Source organism: Erythrobacter sp. W36, from assembly GCF_057364935.1.
Genome location: NZ_CP200281.1, coordinates 2,476,950 through 2,497,887 on the forward strand (window position 1 = coordinate 2,476,950; position 20,938 = coordinate 2,497,887).

The 20,938-nt window shown below is 54.1% G+C and carries 26 protein-coding genes and 2 pseudogenes; 18 read left to right on the top strand and 10 right to left on the bottom strand.

Translation table 11 applies throughout. The features are described from left to right. The first annotated feature begins 44 nt into the window (after nucleotides 1–44). A complete protein-coding gene (locus AC0V6U_RS12030; protein ID WP_472643406.1) occupies nucleotides 45–350 on the top strand; it encodes a hypothetical protein in 306 nt (101 codons plus the stop codon). A 763-nt stretch (nucleotides 351–1,113) separates the two neighbouring features. On the opposite strand, the pseudogene AC0V6U_RS12035 reads toward AC0V6U_RS12030, so the two are convergent. After that, nucleotides 1,114–1,300: pseudogene (locus AC0V6U_RS12035) on the bottom strand (integrase); the annotation flags it as partial. Between the two features lie 795 nt (nucleotides 1,301–2,095). On the opposite strand from AC0V6U_RS12035, the gene AC0V6U_RS12040 reads away from it, so the two are divergent. The 8 genes from AC0V6U_RS12040 (at nucleotide 2,096) to AC0V6U_RS12075 (ending at nucleotide 6,549) form a co-directional block, all read left to right on the top strand. After that, complete coding sequence (locus tag AC0V6U_RS12040; protein ID WP_472643407.1) at nucleotides 2,096–2,410, top strand: DUF1330 domain-containing protein; 315 nt, start codon at nucleotides 2,096–2,098, stop codon at nucleotides 2,408–2,410. Next, entirely contained in the window at nucleotides 2,407–2,886 is a 480-nt protein-coding gene (locus AC0V6U_RS12045) for a VOC family protein (RefSeq protein WP_472643408.1), read from the top strand. Before AC0V6U_RS12040 ends, AC0V6U_RS12045 begins: the two co-directional genes overlap by 4 nt. Then, a complete protein-coding gene (locus AC0V6U_RS12050; RefSeq protein ID WP_472643409.1) occupies nucleotides 2,883–3,497 on the top strand; it encodes a hypothetical protein in 615 nt (204 codons plus the stop codon). The genes AC0V6U_RS12045 and AC0V6U_RS12050 overlap by 4 nt, the downstream gene beginning before the upstream one ends. Beyond that, entirely contained in the window at nucleotides 3,472–3,972 is a 501-nt protein-coding gene (locus tag AC0V6U_RS12055) for a zinc-binding dehydrogenase (RefSeq protein ID WP_486169477.1), read from the top strand. The genes AC0V6U_RS12050 and AC0V6U_RS12055 overlap by 26 nt, the downstream gene beginning before the upstream one ends. Beyond that, nucleotides 3,963–4,424, top strand: a complete 462-nt coding sequence (locus AC0V6U_RS12060) for a VOC family protein (protein WP_472643411.1) — start codon at nucleotides 3,963–3,965, stop codon at nucleotides 4,422–4,424. Before AC0V6U_RS12055 ends, AC0V6U_RS12060 begins: the two co-directional genes overlap by 10 nt. Continuing rightward, nucleotides 4,421–5,755, top strand: coding sequence for an MFS transporter (locus tag AC0V6U_RS12065; protein ID WP_472643412.1), 1,335 nt, complete (start codon nucleotides 4,421–4,423; stop codon nucleotides 5,753–5,755). Before AC0V6U_RS12060 ends, AC0V6U_RS12065 begins: the two co-directional genes overlap by 4 nt. Nucleotides 5,756–5,920: 165 nt before the next feature. Then, the gene (locus AC0V6U_RS12070) at nucleotides 5,921–6,319 is read left to right on the top strand and encodes an alpha/beta fold hydrolase (protein WP_472643413.1); all 399 of its coding nucleotides are present in this window, start codon (nucleotides 5,921–5,923) and stop codon (nucleotides 6,317–6,319) included. Beyond that, entirely contained in the window at nucleotides 6,265–6,549 is a 285-nt protein-coding gene (locus AC0V6U_RS12075) for a hypothetical protein (RefSeq protein ID WP_472645804.1), read from the top strand. Before AC0V6U_RS12070 ends, AC0V6U_RS12075 begins: the two co-directional genes overlap by 55 nt. Here the strand turns inward: AC0V6U_RS12075 and AC0V6U_RS12080 are convergent. The 3 genes from AC0V6U_RS12080 to AC0V6U_RS12090 all read right to left on the bottom strand — a co-directional run bounded on the left by AC0V6U_RS12080 (nucleotide 6,546) and on the right by AC0V6U_RS12090 (nucleotide 7,695). After that, nucleotides 6,546–6,671 carry a hypothetical protein gene (locus tag AC0V6U_RS12080; RefSeq protein ID WP_472643414.1) on the bottom strand — a complete coding sequence of 42 codons (126 nt, stop codon included), beginning with the start codon at nucleotides 6,669–6,671 and terminating at the stop codon, nucleotides 6,546–6,548. The two genes, AC0V6U_RS12075 and AC0V6U_RS12080, sit on opposite strands and share 4 nt — an antisense overlap. Before the next feature lie 391 nt (nucleotides 6,672–7,062). After that, the gene (locus AC0V6U_RS12085; RefSeq protein WP_472643415.1) at nucleotides 7,063–7,275 is read right to left on the bottom strand and encodes a CoA transferase; all 213 of its coding nucleotides are present in this window, start codon (nucleotides 7,273–7,275) and stop codon (nucleotides 7,063–7,065) included. Nucleotides 7,276–7,506: 231 nt separating this feature from the next. Continuing rightward, entirely contained in the window at nucleotides 7,507–7,695 is a 189-nt protein-coding gene (locus AC0V6U_RS12090; RefSeq protein WP_472643416.1) for a hypothetical protein, read from the bottom strand. 170 nt (nucleotides 7,696–7,865) lie between these two features. Between AC0V6U_RS12090 and AC0V6U_RS12095 the strand changes: the two genes are divergently transcribed. The 4 genes from AC0V6U_RS12095 (at nucleotide 7,866) to AC0V6U_RS12110 (ending at nucleotide 11,348) form a co-directional block, all read left to right on the top strand. Further along, nucleotides 7,866–8,213 (top strand): hypothetical protein, encoded by a 348-nt coding sequence (locus AC0V6U_RS12095; protein WP_486169478.1) that lies wholly within the window; start codon nucleotides 7,866–7,868, stop codon nucleotides 8,211–8,213. A 246-nt stretch (nucleotides 8,214–8,459) separates the two neighbouring features. Continuing rightward, nucleotides 8,460–9,443, top strand: coding sequence for a TonB-dependent receptor plug domain-containing protein (locus tag AC0V6U_RS12100; RefSeq protein ID WP_472643419.1), 984 nt, complete (start codon nucleotides 8,460–8,462; stop codon nucleotides 9,441–9,443). Then, on the top strand, nucleotides 9,355–10,965 hold the full coding sequence (locus AC0V6U_RS12105) for a TonB-dependent receptor (protein WP_472643420.1): 1,611 nt from the start codon (nucleotides 9,355–9,357) through the stop codon (nucleotides 10,963–10,965). Before AC0V6U_RS12100 ends, AC0V6U_RS12105 begins: the two co-directional genes overlap by 89 nt. 212 nt (nucleotides 10,966–11,177) lie before the next feature. Continuing rightward, nucleotides 11,178–11,348 carry a YciI family protein gene (locus tag AC0V6U_RS12110; RefSeq protein WP_472643421.1) on the top strand — a complete coding sequence of 57 codons (171 nt, stop codon included), beginning with the start codon at nucleotides 11,178–11,180 and terminating at the stop codon, nucleotides 11,346–11,348. 22 nt (nucleotides 11,349–11,370) lie between these two features. Here the strand turns inward: AC0V6U_RS12110 and AC0V6U_RS12115 are convergent, their stop codons facing one another. From AC0V6U_RS12115 to AC0V6U_RS12125, 3 genes and pseudogenes are all read right to left on the bottom strand, one after another. Further along, nucleotides 11,371–11,970 (bottom strand): carboxymuconolactone decarboxylase family protein, encoded by a 600-nt coding sequence (locus tag AC0V6U_RS12115; RefSeq protein ID WP_472643422.1) that lies wholly within the window; start codon nucleotides 11,968–11,970, stop codon nucleotides 11,371–11,373. Between the two features lie 227 nt (nucleotides 11,971–12,197). Beyond that, nucleotides 12,198–12,922, bottom strand: a pseudogene (locus AC0V6U_RS12120) (IS6 family transposase). A 782-nt stretch (nucleotides 12,923–13,704) separates the two neighbouring features. Next, on the bottom strand, nucleotides 13,705–14,595 hold the full coding sequence (locus tag AC0V6U_RS12125) for a LysR family transcriptional regulator (protein WP_472643423.1): 891 nt from the start codon (nucleotides 14,593–14,595) through the stop codon (nucleotides 13,705–13,707). Nucleotides 14,596–14,893: 298 nt separating this feature from the next. Between AC0V6U_RS12125 and AC0V6U_RS12130 the strand changes: the two genes are divergently transcribed. Then, nucleotides 14,894–15,586, top strand: a complete 693-nt coding sequence (locus AC0V6U_RS12130; RefSeq protein WP_472643424.1) for a type 1 glutamine amidotransferase domain-containing protein — start codon at nucleotides 14,894–14,896, stop codon at nucleotides 15,584–15,586. Between the two features lie 125 nt (nucleotides 15,587–15,711). Here AC0V6U_RS12130 and AC0V6U_RS12135 read toward each other — a convergent pair whose 3' ends face one another. Together AC0V6U_RS12135 and AC0V6U_RS12140 are read right to left on the bottom strand one after the other, a co-directional pair. Then, the gene (locus AC0V6U_RS12135) at nucleotides 15,712–16,614 is read right to left on the bottom strand and encodes an alpha/beta fold hydrolase (protein WP_472643425.1); all 903 of its coding nucleotides are present in this window, start codon (nucleotides 16,612–16,614) and stop codon (nucleotides 15,712–15,714) included. 12 nt (nucleotides 16,615–16,626) lie between these two features. Then, a complete protein-coding gene (locus tag AC0V6U_RS12140) occupies nucleotides 16,627–17,370 on the bottom strand; it encodes an acyl-CoA thioesterase domain-containing protein (RefSeq protein WP_472643426.1) in 744 nt (247 codons plus the stop codon). A gap of 31 nt (nucleotides 17,371–17,401) precedes the next feature. Here AC0V6U_RS12140 and AC0V6U_RS12145 point away from each other — a divergent pair, with 31 nt between their 5' ends. The 4 genes from AC0V6U_RS12145 to AC0V6U_RS12160 all read left to right on the top strand — a co-directional run bounded on the left by AC0V6U_RS12145 (nucleotide 17,402) and on the right by AC0V6U_RS12160 (nucleotide 20,407). Next, nucleotides 17,402–18,376, top strand: coding sequence for a LysR substrate-binding domain-containing protein (locus tag AC0V6U_RS12145; RefSeq protein ID WP_486169479.1), 975 nt, complete (start codon nucleotides 17,402–17,404; stop codon nucleotides 18,374–18,376). A 66-nt stretch (nucleotides 18,377–18,442) separates the two neighbouring features. After that, nucleotides 18,443–19,138 carry an SDR family oxidoreductase gene (locus tag AC0V6U_RS12150; RefSeq protein ID WP_472645761.1) on the top strand — a complete coding sequence of 232 codons (696 nt, stop codon included), beginning with the start codon at nucleotides 18,443–18,445 and terminating at the stop codon, nucleotides 19,136–19,138. A gap of 37 nt (nucleotides 19,139–19,175) precedes the next feature. Beyond that, complete coding sequence (locus AC0V6U_RS12155) at nucleotides 19,176–19,763, top strand: cysteine hydrolase family protein (protein ID WP_472643428.1); 588 nt, start codon at nucleotides 19,176–19,178, stop codon at nucleotides 19,761–19,763. Then, the gene (locus AC0V6U_RS12160; protein ID WP_472643429.1) at nucleotides 19,760–20,407 is read left to right on the top strand and encodes a cysteine hydrolase family protein; all 648 of its coding nucleotides are present in this window, start codon (nucleotides 19,760–19,762) and stop codon (nucleotides 20,405–20,407) included. The genes AC0V6U_RS12155 and AC0V6U_RS12160 overlap by 4 nt, the downstream gene beginning before the upstream one ends. 33 nt (nucleotides 20,408–20,440) lie before the next feature. On the opposite strand, the gene AC0V6U_RS12165 is transcribed toward AC0V6U_RS12160, so the two are convergent. Continuing rightward, entirely contained in the window at nucleotides 20,441–20,899 is a 459-nt protein-coding gene (locus AC0V6U_RS12165; RefSeq protein WP_472643431.1) for a hypothetical protein, read from the bottom strand. Nucleotides 20,900–20,938: the final 39 nt, after the last annotated feature.

A 20,938-nucleotide genomic window follows, 5' to 3' on the forward strand; every position in this document is an offset into this window, starting at 1 on the left:
AAATTGCGGACGATCAGCCTCGAACCCTAAGGCAGGCGCTATAGTTGGAACTTTTGCAGGCTATCCTGTTCAGCTATGAAGGCGTCATGGCGCATGATGAGTTTTTTCTTTCGAAGGTTGAGGAAGTAAAACTGCTGGATTGTATTCGTTCGAACGGAGGCTACCCTGCTCGAGAAATTCCTGTGTGTGGTCTTCCCATGGAATCCTTGGAACGCCATTCGGAGTTGGTCAAAGCACTTGATCACCGCTGCGGAAATATTTCGAGCCACATCCGAAGAACTTTCGTCGCGGGGGAACTCTTCTGGAGTTTTTGGCACGGGCCTTACAGTGATCGACTTGAGACGGCCTGAGTCGAGAAGCTACGGGTATTGCCGCAAACGTCGAAGCACTAGCTTTCGCCCCGCCATCGGAACGAGGCTGGTCCGCATACGACCCATTTTCTGACTGAGATCAGCGGCAAAGAAGAATTAAGGATGACTGCGGACCTGCATGAAGCCACACTTCCCGCTATCCAGCCGCACATTGAACTGTTGCGGGTCTTCGCTCCTTTTCCGCGACATAGAACTGATCAATTAGCGAGCAGGGAACGCTGCTGGTAGGCTGAAGCATTTCCAATATTTGCCCATCGCGTTCCACAAAAAATGTCGCGGCTTTACGTGATCGACCATTAAACTCGGAAGCTAGGACTAAGACACCGTAGCTCCCGTTCCATGCGGAATCATACACCTCGAAATCAACAGCTGCACTGGTCAGTTCAGCGCGAAATCTGCTGCCTCCCATTCCTTCGCGGGCCCGCGTCATTTGCTCCACAATTGCCTGAGGATCATCCGTCAAAGTCGCGGCATCTTGGAAGCTGCCAGCCGCAGCTTTTTGACGAACCTGAACGTATGTCTGCAGGAGCTCAGCCTCAGTCGTCGATGCGTTTGCTTCGCAGCCAGAAACAGATATCGCTGTAACAGCGAGCGCAGACCATTTGCACGTTTTTCACAGCAACTCTCCAACAGGTGTTACTATGATACCTGCCAGGTACTAAGAATTTGCAAATAGCCAAATTGTCCGCTTTCGCTCTTAGTTCCGGACGCCAGCCCCAAAAAGGCGGGCGCTCAGTAGCAGTCAGATTTCGGTCTTATCAGCGAGAGTAGGACCGTCTTCTATATCGACGCCAAGATACCGCACATTGTTTTCGATCTTGGAGTGACCGAGCGCTATCTGGATTGCCCAGGTGCTTGCCTTTGGCTTTGTAGATGATCGAAGCCTTGGGTCGGCGCAGTGAGAGTTCGGAGGTTACAACGCCTGACCCGTTTGGACTGACCAACGGGCGTTCCCAGATGTACCCTCGAGCCAAGAATTAGCAAGTGCTTCGATCGAGCTTACCAGTGCCGACGATTGTGAAGACTAGTGGGTGCTCACTGAGCTACGCGGAGAGCTCATCATGCTCGATCTCCGACAACAGAGCTGCGAGTGATCCGAAAAGTAATCGCCGATGGCAGCTTTTGTGTAGCTATAAACAAGCAGAATTGGTCGAGCCATGGGGAGCCTAATTCGAGTTTTCAGGCTTCGACGGACAGTTGGAATCGCTCTGGGCAGTCTATAAGATTCTGATAATGTGTGGAAAATATTGTGTCCGTACTAGAGCTCGAACCTAGGACCCACTGATTAAGAATTGCGCGATCCTATTGTCGGGTGTTTTCTACTTTGCTCTAAGACGTATGGCACGCGCGAACAATCGCCAGAAAAAAGAGGGTCTGGTTCGCACGTCCCTAAGTCGACATGCCTTTGTGATTGACATAGTGATCAGTTAAAGGAAAAGTTGTCCAGACAACTTTTAAGGCTGAAAGACTTATCTCTGTTCTTCCCCCACTTTACACTGCGCTGGCACGTCATCCGATGATGCTGCGTACCGAGCATGAGAAGCTGCACAGTTCAATTTTCGGACCTACTTCAACCGTTTTCTTTCCGGCGGCGTCGGAATCGGAACCAGCTTGCCGAGTGTCGGTCGAACGATACTGTCGGTGCAAGCCGCCACCTGCGCGAATAAGACGCGCTTGCCGAAGCAATGGATCCCAAACGAGGCCACAAATAGGAGGCATTAGAAGTGCCCGCTTACATGATCGTCACCGCAAAAATCGCTGACCGCGATGCTTTTATCTCTGGCTATGGCGTTGCCGCTGGCGCGCTCGTGAACAAGTTTGGTGGGCGCTATGTCTTGCGCGGACCGGGCGCTGAGTTACTGGAAGGTGACTTTGGCGACGGCGCGTCAATGGTCATCTCCAAATGGCCGAACAAGGAAGCGGCCAAGGTGTTCTGGGACAGCCCAGAATACGGCGAGGCTAAGAAGCTGCGGGAAGGCATCGCAGATGTTCAGGTTCTGTTGATCGAAGCACCTAGCCTTGCGGAGCCGGTCAAATGACCGACGAGGTTAAACGCACGACCGTGATAGTTCGTGACGCGGAAATGGCCGCGCAATGGTACGAAGGCGTTCAGGGCATGAGTCGCCGGATGGACGTGCCATTTACGCTATCCGGAAATCAGCTAGCGACAGGCAAAAAGGGTGATCAAACCCGGCTTATGATCATGAAGGCGGAACATGATACGATAGGGATGATCGGTCTGCTGCAATGGATCAATCCAAAGCGTGATGACATTCCCGCCGAACTTCCAACCGAAATTCCGTTTGGCACACCGATCTTTGTCGTTGCCCCCAAGGATGCGAAGGCCACGGTTGAGCGCGCGCGGGCTGCGGGTTTGCGCATGCATGCGGAACCACTGGAATGGAGCGTGACCGGTGCTGATGGCCGTCAGAAAGATATGACCGGGGTCAGTTTTTGGAATCTGGACGGCAACTTTTTGAAGTCAAGCAGCTTGTGGGGATCCACGACTAGGTGACCAGCACCGCCCCTCTTACGGCTTTCGAGATCCATCTTGCGCATGCGATAGACGATGATGCCAATTATCAATGGCGCATTGCGCGGCGGCCCGATGGCAATGTGCGTCCTGACGATTTCGAATGGCACACCACTGACATTCGAGAGCCGGGCGAGGGGGAAGTGCTCTTGCGCACCCATTATCTCGGTCTCGCCCCGGTTATGCGGTTCTACATGCAAGGCACAGCGCGCACAGGAGATGGCACACTTTCTCCCGGCGATGTGATCCATGGGCGCGGCGTGGCGCAAGTGGTGAAGTCTCGTCATCCCGACTGGCGCGAAGGCGAGATTGTACAAGGGCAAATGGGCTGGCAGACATACAAAGTCAGCGCGATGACGCCACAGGAAAAGTTCTTTCGCATGCCCAGAAACGACCTGCCAGCGGCGCTGGGTGCGGGTGTCTTGGGTATGACGGGCCTCTCCGCCCATGCAGGTTTGTTCGCTTGCGGCAGTCCGCAAGAAGGCGATCGGATGGTGCTCTCCGGCGCGGCTAAGCGGGGTCGGTTCCATAGTCAGCCAGATTGCTGCCAATGTTGTGGGCTGCGATGTGGTCGGCATAGCAGGCGGGCCTGAGAAGTGCGCTTTCATTCTTGACCATGGCTGCTCGGCTGCGATCGACTATAAAACGGACGATATCGGAGCGATGCTCGACCAATTGCGTCCCGACGGCATTGACCTTTACTTCGACAACGTCGGTGGCGAAACTCTGGAGGCTTGTTTTGAGCGCTTGCGCATGAATGCACGGATCGTCTTATGCGGCTCCATTAGTGAGTACACGCGCGATGTGCCCTTCAAACTCTCAAATTATACTCGTTTGCGCGCCACCGATAGCGTGATGCGCGGCTTCTTCGTCTACAATCATCTCGACCGTTGGGAAGAAGTGATGGACGATCTTTCAGGCTGGATGGCCGACGGGCGATTGACGCCTGTACAAGACGTCGAAGAGGGCTTTGCGGCGATGCCGCGCGCGCTCGCTAACTTATACTATGGCGCCAATGTTGGAGTTCAATGTTGCTCAGTTCGTGGAGAACCTCAAGAATGGCTGTAAGCAAAGATGCCCCCGTGCGGTTCCAGCGAGGAAATTTCGTGGTCGCCGACTTGGATCGTGCGTTGATCTTTTACGAAGGCGTTTTGGGGTTTGAGGTCGAATATCGCCTCGGCGACAATCCCGATAGCTATTCGCGACCCGTCTTTGATATTCCTGTAGAAGCCAAACTGAGCTTTGTGACGCTTAACCTGGCGGGTCAGCGGCGAGTGATGGCGCTCACCGAAATGACAGAAATTCCGCTAGAGCCAGTACCACATCCTCGTCGTAGTGCGATTGTGCTCGAGACGTACGACCCCGATGCGGTAATGGCTGGAGCGCGCGAATTGGGCCTGACGGTGTACGAAGAAGAAGTGCTCAAAACCCCTGACGGTAGAGTGGGCCGCGAGATCGGGATCGTTGATTTCGATGACAATCTGGTGGTGATTTACTGGTTCCCGGAGGGGCAATCATGAGCGAGACGAAGACGATCCAAGACAAGCCTTACCCCAGTGCAATGGCGGGTTGGACACTCGTTATCTTGCTGACACTCGCTTATATTTTCAGTTTCGTAGACCGCTATATTCTGGGCTTGCTGATTGAACCGATGAAGGCGGAGTTTGACCTGTCAGACCGCGCCATTGGTTGGCTGCTCTCAGCCTTCACTTGGGTATACGGCTTTGTTGGAATTTTCATGGGCTGGTTGATTGATCGTGGACGGCGCACATGGATAGTCGCTATTGGCATGGCACTGTGGTCGGCGGCCACAGTCGCGACCGGCACGGCGAAGAATTTCTTCCAGCTGTTCGCTGCGCGCATGGGCGTGGGAGTGGGTGAAGCAACCCTGAGTCCAGCAACATTCTCGATGATCGGAGACAGCTTCCCGCCCGAAAAACGAGGAATGCCCATCGCCTTTTATTCAAGCGCGCTGCCGATCGGGGCAGGCCTTGCATCTCTGCTGTCTGGAGCTGTGATTGCTTGGACGGCAGCGAGTGGCAATCAGAGTTTGCCTTTGTTCGGAGAACTTGAGCCGTGGCGCTTCACCCTCATCGTGGTTGGTTTGCCGGGCCTGTTTTTCGCTGCGCTCTTCCTATTCATTAAGGACCCTGCCCGCCGTCCTGCGTCAACAAGCGAACAAGTGATTGCTGGCAACGGATTAAGGGATGCGTTTAAGCATATCTTCGACAACTTCGCGCTCTATTTCGGTTTTGTGATGGTCGTGTGCTGCATGACAGCGATCGCCTACAGTCAGGGGTTTTTGGCACCTGTATTTGAGCGGACATGGGGCTGGTCGCCTCAAACATATGCCTATGTAAATGGTGCTGCGCTACTCATCATCGGTCCGCTCAACATGATGCTTATGGGGACGATTTCCGACAAGTGGACGTCCAAAGGCGTACCCGATGCGGCGCTTCGCCTAATGTATATCGGCTTTTTTGTCATGGTGCCTACGGCTGCACTGCCTATGTTCATGCCCGATGCATGGACCGCGTTCGCTGTGCTTTGTATCAATACAGTGGGTATCGGGATCGTTTCTGCTATCGGTGTTACGGCGCTGCTCGTCATCACACCAGCACAAATTCGCGGGCAGATTGTTGCGCTTTATTACCTTGCAATTAGCTGGTTTGGTTCGCTGGGCCCTATTGTCGTTGGGGAGCTTTCCAGCCAAGTGTTTGGCGAAGACGAACTGCGTTTGGCTGTCGCTGCTGTGCCATTTGTTTTTGCGATCATTCCATTGGCGATGATGCCGATGACAAGGCGTCGTTATCTTGAACTAGCGAAGCGGATCGAAGGCACAACTAGATGAATGCGATCCGTAAAGGTTAGTGCGACAGCCCTTTGGGTCAGATCCATTGCCGGACCTGCCGTAAGGCTGGCGAATTCTCTGACCAGACATGCCTTCATCCCGCTCCATTCAGCGGGCTCGCTTTCACCACCATCATGCCCTTTCTGGCCCAAGGCTGCCGTGTAATTGCGCCGGATTTTTCCTGGCCATGGCGGCTCTGATCCGCACCGGCACGATGCAACCATCGCTGATTATGCAAGTGCGGTTAGGAGTGTCGTCGAAGCAGTCTCTCCCGAACGGCCGGTTGATTTGCTCGGCTTTCCCACAGGCTGTCTGGTTGCTTGTGAGTTGGCGCTCATAGCGCCGGTTCATATGCGTTCGCTGGTCCTGATTGATGTGCCGGCCTTCGACTCAGCGAAACGGCGCGAGCACTTAGCCGGAAGCTCCGCACCACCCGGCTTCACGCCAGATATGGAGAGCCTTGCTTCGGCGTGGGGCGCGGGATTACCCGGCGCCTCGGCAGTCAGGGCATGTCGCGCAGTTTTGAGAGGTTTGTCGAGCAACTGCGGCCTGGCGAGGCGTTGAATGCAGGGTCCCATGCAGGCTTTACCTATCCAGTCGAGGATCGCCTAGCCGCGCTCGCCCACCCAACAACCGTGATCGCCACACAGCCTATGCTGCTCGGGGCCTCGCGCCGCACAGCAGACCTCATTTCCCATGCGCAATTGGTTGAACGGCTCGACGTGACTCGCGCCGTACTCGACGAGGTAGCAAAGCTAATTGCTGAGGAGGTGTTGAAAGCGCTGTCCGCTTAATCGAACGATTGGTTGAGATCGACGGCTACGCCATTGGGATCGAACACATTGCACCAGCGCATATTGATTTCAGGACGGGCATCGCGCCCGGGATAAACCTGCAAAGGTGTTGGCCCGGTCATTGCGACGCCTTCGATCTTAGTCGCGGTTTCGCATGCCGCCTTTGTGTTAGTGGCGCTGACCACATTAAGGCAGGGCTTGGCGTAAGGCGGGAGGGATAGGGCTCCTCTGTTCCCTCAAGCGTTGGATCCAATAGGTGTAACAGCCCAAGCAGGACACGCGCGGGCATAGGCGTAGCGGGCGTCCCGATGACTGCATATTGCGCTATATGCTGCCAGAAGGGGTAGATCGTGGTTTCGAACAGGATGGCCGTCACCTTTTTGTCCCCTATCGGTCCGATGGCGCTGCTCCAGCGCAGCAGGGATACCGATTCGCCGAAGATTCCACCGGTCTCGCTAATTGCACTTGTGCCTTCGCTGGTTAGTTTTCCCGGTTGCCCGGTTGCTCGGTCATTTAGGCCAGCCCAATCATCATCTGCGCTACTTCCTCGAGTGCAGTGGGCTGTTCATATGGACCGGGCAGAAACCCATTTTCAGAGGAGTAGATTGGGAGGGGATTACTCTTAGCAAAATCTTGATGAATCCGGCCAAGGCCATCGAGTGCACCGGGTCTTACGTTTTCCACCAGCGCGTCCGCTTTGTCGATCAGTTCGTTACCGACCGCCAATCCTACGTCTGACCCCTAATTAAGGAAATCGACTGCTTGCTGCGATTATACATCGGGAAATAGCCGAAGCCCGATGTGAACAACCGTCCTGGTCGGTAAACACCAATAGGCTCCAACCGCACAAACTCAGCGCTAAGCCGCACGAGAAAGTGGCCCACGGTTGACCCTATGACCATGTGGGTGAATTCGAGATTGCTATCTCAGGGAGTGGTTGAGACAAGCTCGTGTCGCTTATACTGCGACCCTTTCCGCATAATGCTTCATCGGCCCAGCGCCATGAGTGAAGTCGTGTAGCGGCTCACTAGCAAGCGCATCCTCCACGATAGAGCGTATTTGTAGCAGCTTATCAAAGTCAGTGCCGGTGTAGAGACCCATCGAGTTGAGTATCAGCTCAAGGTCTTCGGTAACGAGGTTGCCCAATGCGTCCGATGCGGATCGACATGCTCATAAACCGCCTCACAATGCATCGAAAGTGGTGACGACGGACAGTCAGGACAAATTTAAGCGGTCTTTTGCGTATTGCTGACCTAGCCTATCCGGCGCTGGTTTGTGCTCAACTCTTGCTCTTCGTCTTGTGATTAGGGTGAGGTGTGAACGTGTTTGTCTTTGGCGCGCATTTTCGCGGTCGTGCGGACCACGCGCTGGATCAGCGCCTCGCTTTGTTACGGCTGCTGCTCGAAGTTGACGTGGTGCCGCGCAGCCCTTGGGCGCTCATGTTTCCGTTGTCACATAGTTTAGTAGATCTCGGCAATTGGTGGGAAGTGCCCACCGCTTTGCTTGTCGTTGCATGGGCACCTGTTTGTTCTGCCTTCGGCTGGTTTGCGATTCGCATTGGCATGACCGGACTCCTCGGGCAGCAAGCAGTCGCCAAATCGAAGATTGGTTGCGCTAGACGGTGCTCAGCTCAAGGCGGCACTGGAGCAAGGCTCATCGGATGAGACGGAAATCCCGCTTCGCCGACCAAAGAATCGCAACCGTTGGTGGGGCTGAGCTGTTTTCTTTTTACTCTTCATTGCGGCATTCTTGGGGAACGCAAAGACGGTACATTGATGACGCAGGAAAGGGATATAAACACCTTTCTCAAAATTTGTCTGGACAAATTCTAACTGGTTGTCAGAGTTAAGGTTAGATCGAAAATCATGCGCCTGTTTGGGATGCAGGCGCAGAACACTGGGAGTTAAACCATGAAAAGGTTCGTTTTCGGCACACTGTTGGTTGCCACATTTTTGACGCCAACTTCTGCTTTTGGACAGGAGGCAATTTCTGAGATCGGCGAAGAAGCTGCGGAAGTTCAATCCGGTAGAGAAATCATCGTTACGGCTCGCAAGAAAGAAGAGACTCTTCTTGATGCGCCGCTTGCTGTCTCAGTCATTGGCCAGCAGGAATTGGAAGGCGGTGGTTTCACTGATATCACGGAAGTCGCCAAGGCTGCGCCTGGCGCATTTGTCGAGCCAAGCGGTCAAAACGTCGGGGGGCCTGCGCGGATTAACAGCACACCACGCTTCAGAGGTGTTTCAGTTTTGAGCGGGGACCGCCTCCAGCAAACCGCGACAGTGTTCCTTGACGGCGTTTATTTGAGTGGCGGCATCGAAACCATTGGGGTGAACGAGCTCCAGCGGGTTGAGATCATCAAAGGTCCGCAATCGGCACTGTTCGGGCGGAACACATTCGCTGGCGCAATTAATTACGTGACAAAGGATCCCAGCGACGAGTTTCGTGCTGACCTAAATGCAAGTGCGGCGACACGAGACGAGTATCGGTTTTCAGCCGGTATCGAAGGGCCGCTGTTCGATGGGCTGTCATTTAGAGTTGGCGGCAATTACAGTACGAAAAACGGTCATTATGACAATGTCGCGGTCGAGGGTCAGCGCCTTGGTGATCAAGAACAATGGTCGATTAACGGATCGCTTTTGTTCGAACCATCTTCGAGTTTTCGCTTGAAACTGCGCGGGTCCTATCAAGAAATTGATGATGGACCGGCTGCTGCAGTTTCGTTTTTTGGTACTGCCCAGCATAATTTCGGCGGTTTTCTGATCAATCCAGATGGCAGCGTTGACTTAACGGATAGCCAACAGCCGCATGTTTGGCGATCGGACCGAATCTGTTTTTGCGGGGCAAATTGGATTGCCGCCTGCATCGGCGATTGGCCAGAACTCAGGCGTAGCTGAAGTTGAACTGGCTCGTGGGTTCTTGAACGACCCGCGCTCTGATCCAAGCGATGCTATTTTCGGCTTCAAATATAATCCGACGACAGTGGACGATTTTGGACTCAACCTAGACTCGCTTCAACTGAGTGCGATTGGCTCGTTTGATCTCTCCGATAACATCGAATTCAACTTTCTTGCTGGCTACAATGAAGAGCAATTCGGTTTCTTCTCAGACTTCGATTTGACACCGGATAATTCGTTCCTGAACTTCAGTGCGCGTGAAATCGAAGACCTGACTCTGGAAGGTCGGTTCCAAGGGGAGTTCCTAGACGATGCGCTCACACTCCTGGTGGGCGCAAGCTATGTCACGATCGACATCAATGAACTTGGTGGAACGTCCAGTTTCTTCGGCCCGACGATTTTCTTTGGTGATATTTTCCGCGAGACCGGCTTTGTATCTGGAGCAGAGACGATAGGTGTCTTTGGACTTATTGATTACGAATTTAGCGATCAGTTCTCGATCACTCTCGAAGCACGGTACCAGGAAGACGAGATATTTGAAGACGAAGTCAATCTTGGTCTGACTGATCCGATTTCACCTGCTAACATTTCAAGCTTTCTGCCTAGGGCGACATTGCGTTATCAGCCGACCGACCTGACAACCCTGTATCTGACCTACAGTGAAGGTAACTTGCCAGGTGGATTCAATGCTGAGGTCGCTCAGCTTGATGAGCTGCAATTGAGTGAATTGTTGGCGTTTCGTGCGGATGCTAGCGTCGTGTTTGGCGAGGAGTCGCTCACGAACTATGAGTTTGGTTGGAAACAGCAATCGGCCGATGGCAATATCGCATTCAATCTGGCTGCATTTTTTATGCAGCGTGAGAATGAGATTTTTAACTCTTTTGCAGTCGTAACAGATACGGCACCAGGCGCTCCTAATCCTCAGAGAACGGTGCAATTTATCTCTAACGGTGCGACCACCGATATTTTTGGTATCGAGTTTGATGCAGCCTTTCAAATTAGCAACGAGTTCTCTCTTCAGGGATCGTTTGCTTACATCGATTCAACGATTGCAAGTTTCCCTGAAACTGGAGGTACGGGTGACTTTGGTGATATTTTCGGAACCCAAGCGGAGATCACTGGACAAAGAGCACCACGTTTCCCGCCGATCACTTTGTCCTTGGGAACATTGTTTGAAGATGACTTTGGTTCAGGTGGAGGAGCATTGGACACGTGGTTCTTGCGCACGGACTTGTTCTTCACAGGCGATTATTTCATCAGCAATGCAAATGTTGCCGAAGTTGAGCCTGCGACCGACCTCAACGTCCGGGCCGGTTTGCGCGGCAAGAAAATTGGGATTGAGTTGTTTGTGACGAACCTCCTTGATGAAGATGCGCCGACATCGGCTCAGAACTTCGCCGACACGGGCTTCGGTACGCGTACGCTGCCGGGTGGATTTTTTAACTTCACCCGTGAAGGTGCCCGAGTGATTCTGCGTGATCGCCGTCAATTCGGCGTGCGTCTAAATTACAGCTTTCGATAGGGAGAGCTGCGATATAATCGCTTAATTTGAGTAGATATGGGGGCGAGCACTTGGTGCTTTGCCCCCGTTTTTCCTTGTGTGTCGATACCAAGACCCGCATGGCGGTATGCCCGTCGCTTTCGAGCGCTGCTTCCATGCCGCTTGATCGCTGGGCAACATTTTCGCCTTTGAAATGTAGCTATGCGCCCTCAAGACGCTTTGCTGGTCCGCCAATGAATAGCGAGAAAACAGTCGGGTCACTGCTGGTTATCGAAGCTGAAAGCGAAGCCGAAGCATTCGCAACTTTGGCAGCTGATCCCTATTTTGCTGCAGGCGTGTGCAATCAGGTGAGAGTCAATCACTTCCGTGGAGGCGCAGGTGACTGGGTGGGCGGCACAGCCTGAAAAAATTAAGCCGCAATAAATCTTATTCCCTTTCATGTCGCCCTGGCTCCCACACTTCATTTGAATAAATCGAGCTCGCGAAATTCATGGGCTTGTCTTCGAGTTCGGTCGCGAGCGTATCGTTCCAGCGATTGAGAAAGCCGAACAAGCCAATCACACCCATAATTTCCAGAATTTGGCGCTGGGAGAAATGCTGTTTCAGAGCGCGAAAATGGTCATCTGTTGTCGCGTTGGGCTGTGTGCCCGCAGCAAGGGCCAGGTTCAATGCGGCGCGTTCGGCATCGCTAAAGAGGTCGTTTGTCTGATATTCCCAAACATGCGCGATTTTTCCATGATCGCCGTCGGCCATTCTGGCCGCACCATGCGCGGTGTGCGCCTGACAATACCGGCACCCCGCAGCCCCGCTGGTGATTGTTGCAATCATGCGTTTAAGCACGGGGTCAAGCTCGCCAGGTTTGTAGATGACCTGCACCAGTCTTTCCATCGCTTCGAGCAAATCGGGCCAATGCGCCATGGTCAGTACATCGTTGGGCGCAAATCCCATGATACCTTGCGCGTATTCAAGCGCTTGACGGGTCTTCTCGGGTAACTCTTCGATTTCCAAGGGTAGGATGCGGGCCATTCAAAATCCTCCAGCAGCGCATTGGGCGTGAAATTGTCCATATCGCGCTAAAGCTTCAATCTATCATCCTACCATTCGTAGACAAGCAAAGAAGGGCCTGCGTTCACCCTCGGTTCGTGTCCGCGAGCGGAAATATTCATACGATACTTCGCTGTCACAAAAGGGTGCTGTCGGACTAAAGCGAACTCGTCTCTGATTGGCGCAAGTTTGGCAAGCTTGGATATGAATCAGGCAGCAAAGTTTTGCCACTCAGCCAGTGCTGCTGAGCGGCGGGTCTTGTAAGTTTGACGGTCGATGAGGTGGCGGTCTGAGTTGAAGTGGTTGCGGATGTTGGCGTGGACGGATGCGAATTTCTGTAACGACTTCATCCTCCGAAACCGTTGCATAACACGCTCTCTTCGTCAGAATGGTAAGCGAGAATTCTCGACCCTGTTGTTCTTCCATCTTCCCATCTCGCGGCGATCTTCAAACCCCCCAGTTCGCGCATCGCCGAAGGATAGGATTTGAGATCGTTGGTGATGATCTTCTCCGCCTGACCATGGCCTTTGAGTGCCTTGCGAAGGAACTTCAGCGCAGCCTTTTTGTCCCGCTTTTTCGTGACATAGCTCTCGAGAATCTCACCCTCGTTGTCGACTGCACGCCACAGATAATGCGTCTCGCCATTGACCTTCACGAACATCTCATCGAGGTGCCAGCGCCACTGCTTGTAGCCGCGCATCCGGCTGATCCGTTGACGCTTGATGTCCGCTGCGAACATCGGACCGAACCTATTCCATCAGAAACGCACCGTCTCATGACAAACATCGACCCCGTATTTGAACAGAAAATCTTCGACGTTGCGCAAACTCAGTGGATAACGAACATAAAGCATCACCGCCATGCGGATCACCTCAGGCGACGAGTTGAAACGGCGAAATGGACTTAGCGGTTTAGCTCTAGAGTTGCGCTTCATCACAAACGGCTAGCAGCCCGGACCCTCGCCTACCACGTTAGTCTGACAACACCTTCAAAAGGCCCACAAAAGGCCCGCAAAATTGTCTGGAACGACCGAGATTGGGCGGAACATTCCGAGACGATCCAAGGGCCAAACCCCTTGGATTTCTGCGGTTTTTATAGATTATCTGAGAGAACAAGGGAAGAACAAATGGTGCCAGAAGAGGACTCGCACGAAAATCGTAACCTGCTGTCTTTAATACAATAATGTTTGAGGTCCCTTTGTAATGCCCACAAAAAGGCCCACTAGACCCTGAGATGACTGCACAATTTTCTAGTATAAAGACTTTTTCATCAGATCGTCACCTCGAGAAAGTTAGAACTTCGAATGACCGACATGGTTTATCCTATCGAAGAATGTACAATCGGCGAAAATCGTTGGTCAGAACACCTAAGTTGCTGGAGTAAGAATCTTGGCGGCTTGCGGATGGTCAAGCAGATTGAGTCGCCGACGAAAGTTCCCCTGTAGATTGCGATGACTAGATCCACAGCAACAAGGTTGGAAGCAAACCGTCTGGCTCCAGCTTGAGCCATATTCCAATCGCTTGGATTAGGGGCGGAAAGCGGCCCGTCTTGGATGTGGCAGAGAACCTTCTTACGCGCCGTGTTAGCCTTGGACAGATTGGATTCGTCGGAAATTCACAGTCCATCAAAAGCGAGCCCGGTAGCACCGTCCAGCCAGGCCTCTTGCAAGGCCCGATCGCAAGGCGGAAGGAGGCGTATTACAAATTGAGCTACTAATTATGCCGAGCCATCGGCGCGCGTCTTGGATCTTGAGATCAAGTGATCAATCAGCGCTCGCACGCGATATGGCAAGTTCTCGCGGGACGGATAAACCAAAACCGTTTCCTGTGGCGCGACTTCATAGCTTTCCAGCAACGATACCAATGCACCCGAGCTGAGGCTGTCCCTCACATAGTCTTCGGCTAGACGAATGATGCCCAAACCATGCAATGCGGCGCTGATCAGCGCGGGACCGTTATTGCTGTGCCATCGGCCGGAAACCTTCACTTCAAAAATTTTCTCGTCCCGGCAGAAGCGCCAGGGTTGTCCTGGCCCAGTAAGGCATACATGACCCTTGAGTTCTTCAGGTTCCATCGGTGTTCCGTGTTCTGAAAGGTAGGCCGCCGAACTGCAGACGATCATGCGCCTTTGGCCTATCCTGCGGACCATCAGTTCGGGGTCTGATGGCATTCGGTGGCGAACAGCAAGGTCAAACCGCTCACGGATAAGATCAACGCGTCGTTCACTTACCTCGAGCTCGATCTCGACTTGCGGATGCAACGCCGCAAATTCTGAAACAGCCTCGCTCACCCACGTCTCGCCGAACAGGCCACCGGCCGTTATGCGGATCCGTCCATTGACGAGATTTTGTTGCTCGGCCAGATCCATTGAAAGGGTGCGGATATTTTCCAAAATCGTGATCGCCCGCTCATGATATTGAGCGCCAAGATCAGTAAGATTTACACTCCGCGTTGTCCGGTGAAGCAGGCGAACCCCAAGACGCTCCTCCAGATCGGCAACACGGCGACTGATAAACGATGCAGAAACGTTGAGCGCTTCAGACGCACGGGTGAACCCGCCATGTTCAACCACGGCGCAGAACTCCAATAATCCATCTAGATCACGCATTATTGCTCCTGAGCAATAATGCGTGCACGAAATATGGAATTAATTCAATCCGGTTTTGGCCACATATTGGCTTCATCGAGAAGCGACCGAGCAAGGAGCCTTAAGATGACAACTTCGAAACAATCCGCCGCAGATGTCGCTGTGGAACTGTTCGCTCGCTACCGCGCCGTGTCGAAGAAGCTGCACCCTCCAGCTTGGCAATACCAACACCGACTAAATCGCACGATCCATCCGGTGACGCCCCGTCCGGCAAAAGCCCGGGCACAACCAGACCCAAACCAATTTTGGAGATACTCTCATGACTAACCCCCGCATTCTTGTCGTTCTTACATCCCACGACCGCCTTGGTGATACCGGCAAGAAGACCGGCTTCTGGCTGGAGGAACTCGCTTCCCCCTATTACGTTTTCCGCGATGCTGGCGCCGATGTGACTTTGGCCTCCATTGCCGGAGGGCAGCCGCCGCTCGATCCGAAAAGTGCACTGGAAGAATGGCAAACCGACGACACAAGACGGTTTGAGAAAGACGAGGCTGCCAAAACTGCGCTCGCGAACACTACCCCAATTTCGGAGTTCGACGCCGGATCTTTCGACGCCATCTTCTTTCCAGGCGGCCATGGACCGATGTGGGATTATCCGGGGAATGGCAGGCTCGCTCGTTTGATCGAGACGTTTGATGAACAAGCAAAGCCGATCGGTGCTGTTTGCCATGGCCCGGTGGCGCTGGTGGATGCCAAGAAACCTGATGGCACACCCTTGGTGGCAGGGAAGCGTATCAGCGCGTTCACCAATGGGGAAGAAGACGCTGTCGAGCTATCCGATGTCGTCCCTTTCCTGCTTGAGGATCGCTTGCGCGAACTGGGCGCGGCAATCGAGAACGGTCCGGACTGGTCGGTCAATGTCGTTACGGACGGCAACATCGTGACGGGGCAAAACCCGCAATCTTCGGCCGAAGGTGCCCGTCAGCTATTGGCTGCGATCGAAGCCACATAAAGAGCCAGGCCTGCAAGTCCGCAAACAAAGATGGAGATCAAGCGCGGAAATACTGCGTAATCCGTCTAGGCTGTCGCCCCAGACAGGGGCGACAGCCTCTGGTCGCCAAGCGGCCTTGCACACTGCTATATCTTCGCAAAGGAACTTACTAAGTTTGAGAAACCCACCGGATCCTCAAGTTCGGGAAAGTGCCCGACATGATCGAGCCGTAGGAGCTGACAATTCTTTGCCAGCGATAATGACGAACTCTTATCAGTCTCGGCATGTGATTGATCCTGCTCTCCCCATAGTGCAAGCGTCGGCTGCAGGGGTGGCTCGAACGGAGCTTCGCTTGCCGAAAGGTAATTCTGAAACATCGTTGGAAGCGCGAAGGTTGCCCCTTGGTCGAACGCCTGGGCCGTGCAGGTGCAGAAGTGGGCCACCGCCGGTGTGTCGGCCATCGAGTGCTCGTACCACGCGGGCGCGCGCGGTTTCATCATACGCGGAAAGAGGAGTTGGCCCAGAAACGGCGTGGACACGATCCCCTTTGGGTCGCGGCGCTTCTTCCAGAGCATTTCTTCAGACCAGGATGGGACCTGAATCGCGATCAGGTGACTGCACAGCTCAGGGTATCGACTTGCAACATCGACTGCGGCGTAGGTTCCGCCGCACGAAAATGCGAGAATAGCCGACCCTCCCGCAACCGTTCGCAAGAACCGAGCGACCCCGTCGTTGACGGGTTGAAATCCGAAGTCGTAGCCAGGCTTGGGTACGGAGAACCCGTTGCCGGTCGCTTCGAAGGCGATGACAGTAAATCGCGATTTTAGAGCGGCGAACAGGGCGTCATAGACCTCCAAAGTAGCAGGGCCGTCGCAGAGGAATACGATGGCCGGGCCGCGACCAGCCTTCCTATATCGGATCAGGCACACATCATCTTCGTAGAAATCAATGTCAGAGCAGGATTGAGATGGAGGACCCGTGCGAGCCCATTGGATGCGCTCCTTCCAATTTCTCGTCTCAAGTCTTGCGGCCAGTTTAGAGAGCAGCATCGCGAATATTCCTTATGGAAAGGGGATGAGCACAGCGGACATTGCCACCCGGCCTATCTCGCCGTGCTCATCGAACAATGCGCCTTCACCCAGGCCAATTCCCTCCGGCGTCCAGGTTGTTTTGGGCCTTATTCCGATATGTTCGCCGCGCGGATGCCGCGCGAGGGCGACCTGAAGGTTGACGTTGGGGTCGGCCAGCTTCGGCTCGGAAGGACGAGCAAGGCCATGGGTCCAGTCGGCAGGTCCCAATACACTAGCAAGCGGGGTAGCATCCGGAGTGATCTCGTCCTGGTGGCGGAACCAGACGATTCCATCAGCGCCGGGGCGTATTTCAAAATTGTCCATGAGCCATGGGCCACCATGCGGAGCGGCACGCGTGGCAAGAGGTTTGATCGTACCCACATCCACGCCCCAGGAGGCCTTGGCCGCAATTCCTAATTCGCGAAAAGGGTTGATCACGCAGACGGTCGCAGAGGCTGTTTGTTTCCCATCTGCCCAGACTTCGTTGGTCAGCACACTCGAACGGCGACCGCGGCGCAAAATCTTGGGGTTGGTCTTGAGCGGCATGAGAGGAGTCGCGCGGAGGAACTCCACAGATACAGACATCGCGGCTCCCAGGCCCTGCTGCGTGGCAATGTTCTCGATCTCTGCGACCATGACCGAAGCGACGCCCCCGCCCTGTAGTCCGGTGAATGGCCCTTGCGCCTGCTCGCTACCAATCCAGTGACCGGTCTCGTCTTGTTCAAAAATCGCCATCGTCCGCCAAACTTGATTGAGATTACTTCAATTGATAGAGAGGTTATGGCGACAGAACGGGGAAATAAAGCGAGTTTGCCTCATGACTGATGAAAATAAATCATCTAATTTTTCCGTGCCGTCCACAAAGTCTCTCTTGGCGTTTGAGAGAGCTGCCGCGCGTCTTTCGTTCATCGATGCCGCAGAGGAATTGGGCAGAACGCCATCGGCGATCTCTCATGCAATCCGCGCATTGGAACAGCAGATCGGCGTAAGCTTGTTTGAGCGCGTGGGCAGAACCGTTCGCTTGACCAATGCGGGGACAGACTATTGTGAAGCCATACGTCCAGCGCTGCGAGAGCTGGAGTTGGCGACCATCCAGGCTCAACGTGCGCGGCAAACCAATGTGGTGCGGATCAGCGCCTTGCCTTTCTTCACAAGCACCGTCCTTTTGCCCAACCTTGCTAAGTTCGAAGAGAAGAATCCGAGCTTGGAGCTGAAGATTGAGACGTCGAATGCGTTCGCAGACATTCAGCGTGGAGAGGCCGATATCGCGCTGCGGTTTGGCAGCGACCACAGCCAAGGTCTGACCTGCAAATCACTCGTTTCGGTAAGTGGTCTTCCGGTTGCTTCGCCGCAATACTTGAGGGATGCGCCTCCCCTCAATCATCCAAGGGACATCGTGAACCACACACTTATCCATGTGCGCGCGAGTCCGGCGGCTTGGCAAGACTGGCTGACAGCAGCCGGATGCTCGACGGATAAGAGCGATCCTGGTCTCGCTTTCGACTCAATACTCGGTGCACTGGATGCCGCTGAAAATGGCCATGGGATCGCCTTGGCGATGGCCCCGCTTATTCGCCGACATCCCTCTTTCGAAACCCGGCTGATAGCGCCTCTGAGTGAAGTGAGCGCCGAAACTCAAGACTACAATTTCTTAAGTCAGGAATCGCAATGGCTCTCGCCCAACATTCAGAAAACCTACCGCTGGTTGCAGGATTGCGTTGCTGAATTCGCCGATGTTTGATCGCTCTCACCGATTTAATTCCTGAGTTACCGACATCACCTTGATACCGTTTCGAAATTGGAGAAAATGAAGATGGGAAAAGTCATTCTGATCACCGGTGCCTCATCCGGCATTGGCGCGCATTGCGCTCGAGAGGCGGTCACGTCAGGGCACAAGGTCGCGCTTGCTGCTCGTTCCAAATCGAAATTGGACAGCCTTGTCGATGAGCTTGGACCTACGAGCGCCTTTGCGGTCGAGTGCGATGTGACCTCCCCCAGTTCACAAGAAGCGATGGTCGAGGCAGCTGTGGGCCACTTCGGCAGACTGGACGTCGCCTTCGCTAATGCCGGATTGGGTGCAACCGCGACCGGCACCGAGCATGGCAATATCGAGAACTTCAAGGAGATGATCCTTGTCAACAATTTTGGCGTCACCTTAACCTGCAAATTTGCCATCCCGCATCTTCGAAAGAGCAAAGGACATCTCGTGCTGATCGGTTCTCAGGCCGGGCATGTGGCGTTGTCAGGCTCTGTCTATAGCGCGACCAAATGGTTCATTCGGGGCTATGCTAAAAACCTCTCCAACGAGCTCACCCCTCATGGTGTACGTGTGACGAGCATCGATCCGGGGATGGTGGACACGCCATTCTTTGATGAAGAGAAGCCGAATGCACTCAGGCCCGATGATATCTCCAACGCATTTCTCTACGCGATAGAAGCACCGTCGCGCGCCCGCATTGCCGAGATTGAGATCAATCCGATGGTCGGCGCGCACCACTCTTGAGGCGAATTGTAGGATGAGCGATTTAGACCGAACAGCGTTGATCGTCGTCGATCCCTACAACGATTTCCTGTCTGTGGGCGGGCGAGCTTGGCTGTTGAACCGCGCGACGCTCAAACGCCTCGGCACGAATGCGAACCTGGTGCGTGTGCTTTCCCATGCCCGCGTAGCCGGTCTGAAAGTGTGCTATGCGCCGCATGCACGCTATCGAAAGGGACTGTTCGACCATCGCCAGTTCCTGAACCCATCGATCTATCTTGCGCAGTTCTTCAGGACATTCAGCGCCGCGGGTTGGGGTGGCAGGTTTCGAAAGGGCCTTGAGCCGCGCCCAGGTGAGTTTGTCGCAAGCGAGCACCTTGTTTCAAGTGGCTTCGTCGGCACCGACCTGCACGAACATCTCTCCGCCTCGAACATCGCCCATGTTGCCCTGTGTGGCTGTCTCTCGAATACCTGCATCGAATCCACTGCACGCAGTGCAATCGAGCTTGGTTACCGGGTAACGATCGTGTCCGACGCGCTGGCTGCGATGTCAGTTGCGGATCACGATGCAGCGATTGAGACAGGTTTTCCTATGTGCGCGCATTCGGTGATCTCAACGGATGAATGGATCGCGGAGCCGGGCCAATGATTGCCAGCCTAGTAGATCGGTTTGGCCGGGTGCTGACAAATCGCCATGCGAAAAGATATGGGCCGTTCGAGGCCCGTCAGACTGCGGTCTTGGTACTGACCCCGCAAAATGATGCGGTTATCGAAGGCGGCGGATTGGCCGGACTTTGCGAAGTTCCGATTGATCGCCAAAAGCTGAGCAATTTCTTGCAGCACTGTCGCGATCATGGATGGGCAATCTATCATTCTCCAATGTCATGGTCAGACGACCAGCCCCAAATCCCGCTCGACACAACAGAACACATGGATACGCTACGGAAGAACAATCTATTGAGAAAGGACACTGCAGGTGCGGAGCTGGCAGAAGACCTTGTACTTGAAGGCGACCATGTTCTGCCAGAAAGACGCGGCTTCAATGCTTTTGTAGGCACGGGCCTGAACGAATTGCTGCGCGAGCATCGACGCTCTCGGGTGATGGTGGTTGGAGGTGTCGCAAATGTCGACACTGATTCCTCTGCCAGAATGGCGGTCGAGTACGATTTCGATGTGACCGTGGTTCGGGATTTGGTTGCCGCTTACCGGCAGATTGACCTCGTGAACACCATGACCATCACTTTGCCTCGGATCGTAGCCCGCGTTGTGACCAGCCAGCAGTCGGCACATTGAGAGGAAAGTCGATCGAGCAACTCTCGTGATCGACTACCCGGCAAACTGGGCGATGGCTGCGATCAGGCTGATGATCGCTTGAGCGGCGTCCATGGCGAAGATGAAGAACATCGGTCCGGACAACACGTACCAATAGCTTTCACCTTGCCGCTCCCCGTTTCGAAGGATGGGGACGTTGAATATGAATTGCGAGAAATGCGCTGCTGCAAGCACAAGCAGCAACAGGCCGCGCTCAATTGAATTCGAGAATAGCGTAGATTCCGTCGCCCACAGCACCACCAACATAAAGGAAAGGAGAGCGAGCGCGGCATTCATTCCGCCGAGAAACCGCGCCAATGCTGCGGTTGTCAAAAACACAGGCGATTGTCTTGCTGATTTCGGAACAAGCACCTTGGCTGCGGCCAGTTGCTGAAAGCTGAAATACCGAAACGCGGCGCTGAACCATAACGCGCTGGTAATGAGAGCCATTGGATATGTGATTTCTGCGATCATGATACCAAGACTTCCCGATTAGCTTCGACACGCCTGAAA

Bases quoted from the DNA above. Each gene is read 5' to 3' on its own strand.
- AC0V6U_RS12140 (WP_472643426.1), bottom strand. From the start codon at position 17,370: ATGGCGATTTTTGAACAAGACGAGACCGGTCACTGGATTGGTAGCGAG.
- AC0V6U_RS12060 (WP_472643411.1), top strand. From the start codon at position 3,963: ATGGCTGTAAGCAAAGATGCCCCCGTGCGGTTCCAGCGAGGAAATTTC.
- AC0V6U_RS12125 (WP_472643423.1), bottom strand. From the start codon at position 14,595: ATGCGTGATCTAGATGGATTATTGGAGTTCTGCGCCGTGGTTGAACAT.
- AC0V6U_RS12045 (WP_472643408.1), top strand. From the start codon at position 2,407: ATGACCGACGAGGTTAAACGCACGACCGTGATAGTTCGTGACGCGGAA.
- AC0V6U_RS12075 (WP_472645804.1), top strand. From the start codon at position 6,265: ATGTCGCGCAGTTTTGAGAGGTTTGTCGAGCAACTGCGGCCTGGCGAG.
- AC0V6U_RS12100 (WP_472643419.1), top strand. From the start codon at position 8,460: ATGAAAAGGTTCGTTTTCGGCACACTGTTGGTTGCCACATTTTTGACG.
- AC0V6U_RS12110 (WP_472643421.1), top strand. From the start codon at position 11,178: ATGAATAGCGAGAAAACAGTCGGGTCACTGCTGGTTATCGAAGCTGAA.
- AC0V6U_RS12130 (WP_472643424.1), top strand. From the start codon at position 14,894: ATGACTAACCCCCGCATTCTTGTCGTTCTTACATCCCACGACCGCCTT.
- AC0V6U_RS12165 (WP_472643431.1), bottom strand. From the start codon at position 20,899: ATGATCGCAGAAATCACATATCCAATGGCTCTCATTACCAGCGCGTTA.
- AC0V6U_RS12105 (WP_472643420.1), top strand. From the start codon at position 9,355: ATGTTTGGCGATCGGACCGAATCTGTTTTTGCGGGGCAAATTGGATTG.
- AC0V6U_RS12115 (WP_472643422.1), bottom strand. From the start codon at position 11,970: ATGGCCCGCATCCTACCCTTGGAAATCGAAGAGTTACCCGAGAAGACC.
- AC0V6U_RS12160 (WP_472643429.1), top strand. From the start codon at position 19,760: ATGATTGCCAGCCTAGTAGATCGGTTTGGCCGGGTGCTGACAAATCGC.
- AC0V6U_RS12065 (WP_472643412.1), top strand. From the start codon at position 4,421: ATGAGCGAGACGAAGACGATCCAAGACAAGCCTTACCCCAGTGCAATG.
- AC0V6U_RS12080 (WP_472643414.1), bottom strand. From the start codon at position 6,671: ATGACCGGGCCAACACCTTTGCAGGTTTATCCCGGGCGCGATGCCCGT.
- AC0V6U_RS12150 (WP_472645761.1), top strand. From the start codon at position 18,443: ATGAAGATGGGAAAAGTCATTCTGATCACCGGTGCCTCATCCGGCATT.
- AC0V6U_RS12135 (WP_472643425.1), bottom strand. From the start codon at position 16,614: ATGCTGCTCTCTAAACTGGCCGCAAGACTTGAGACGAGAAATTGGAAG.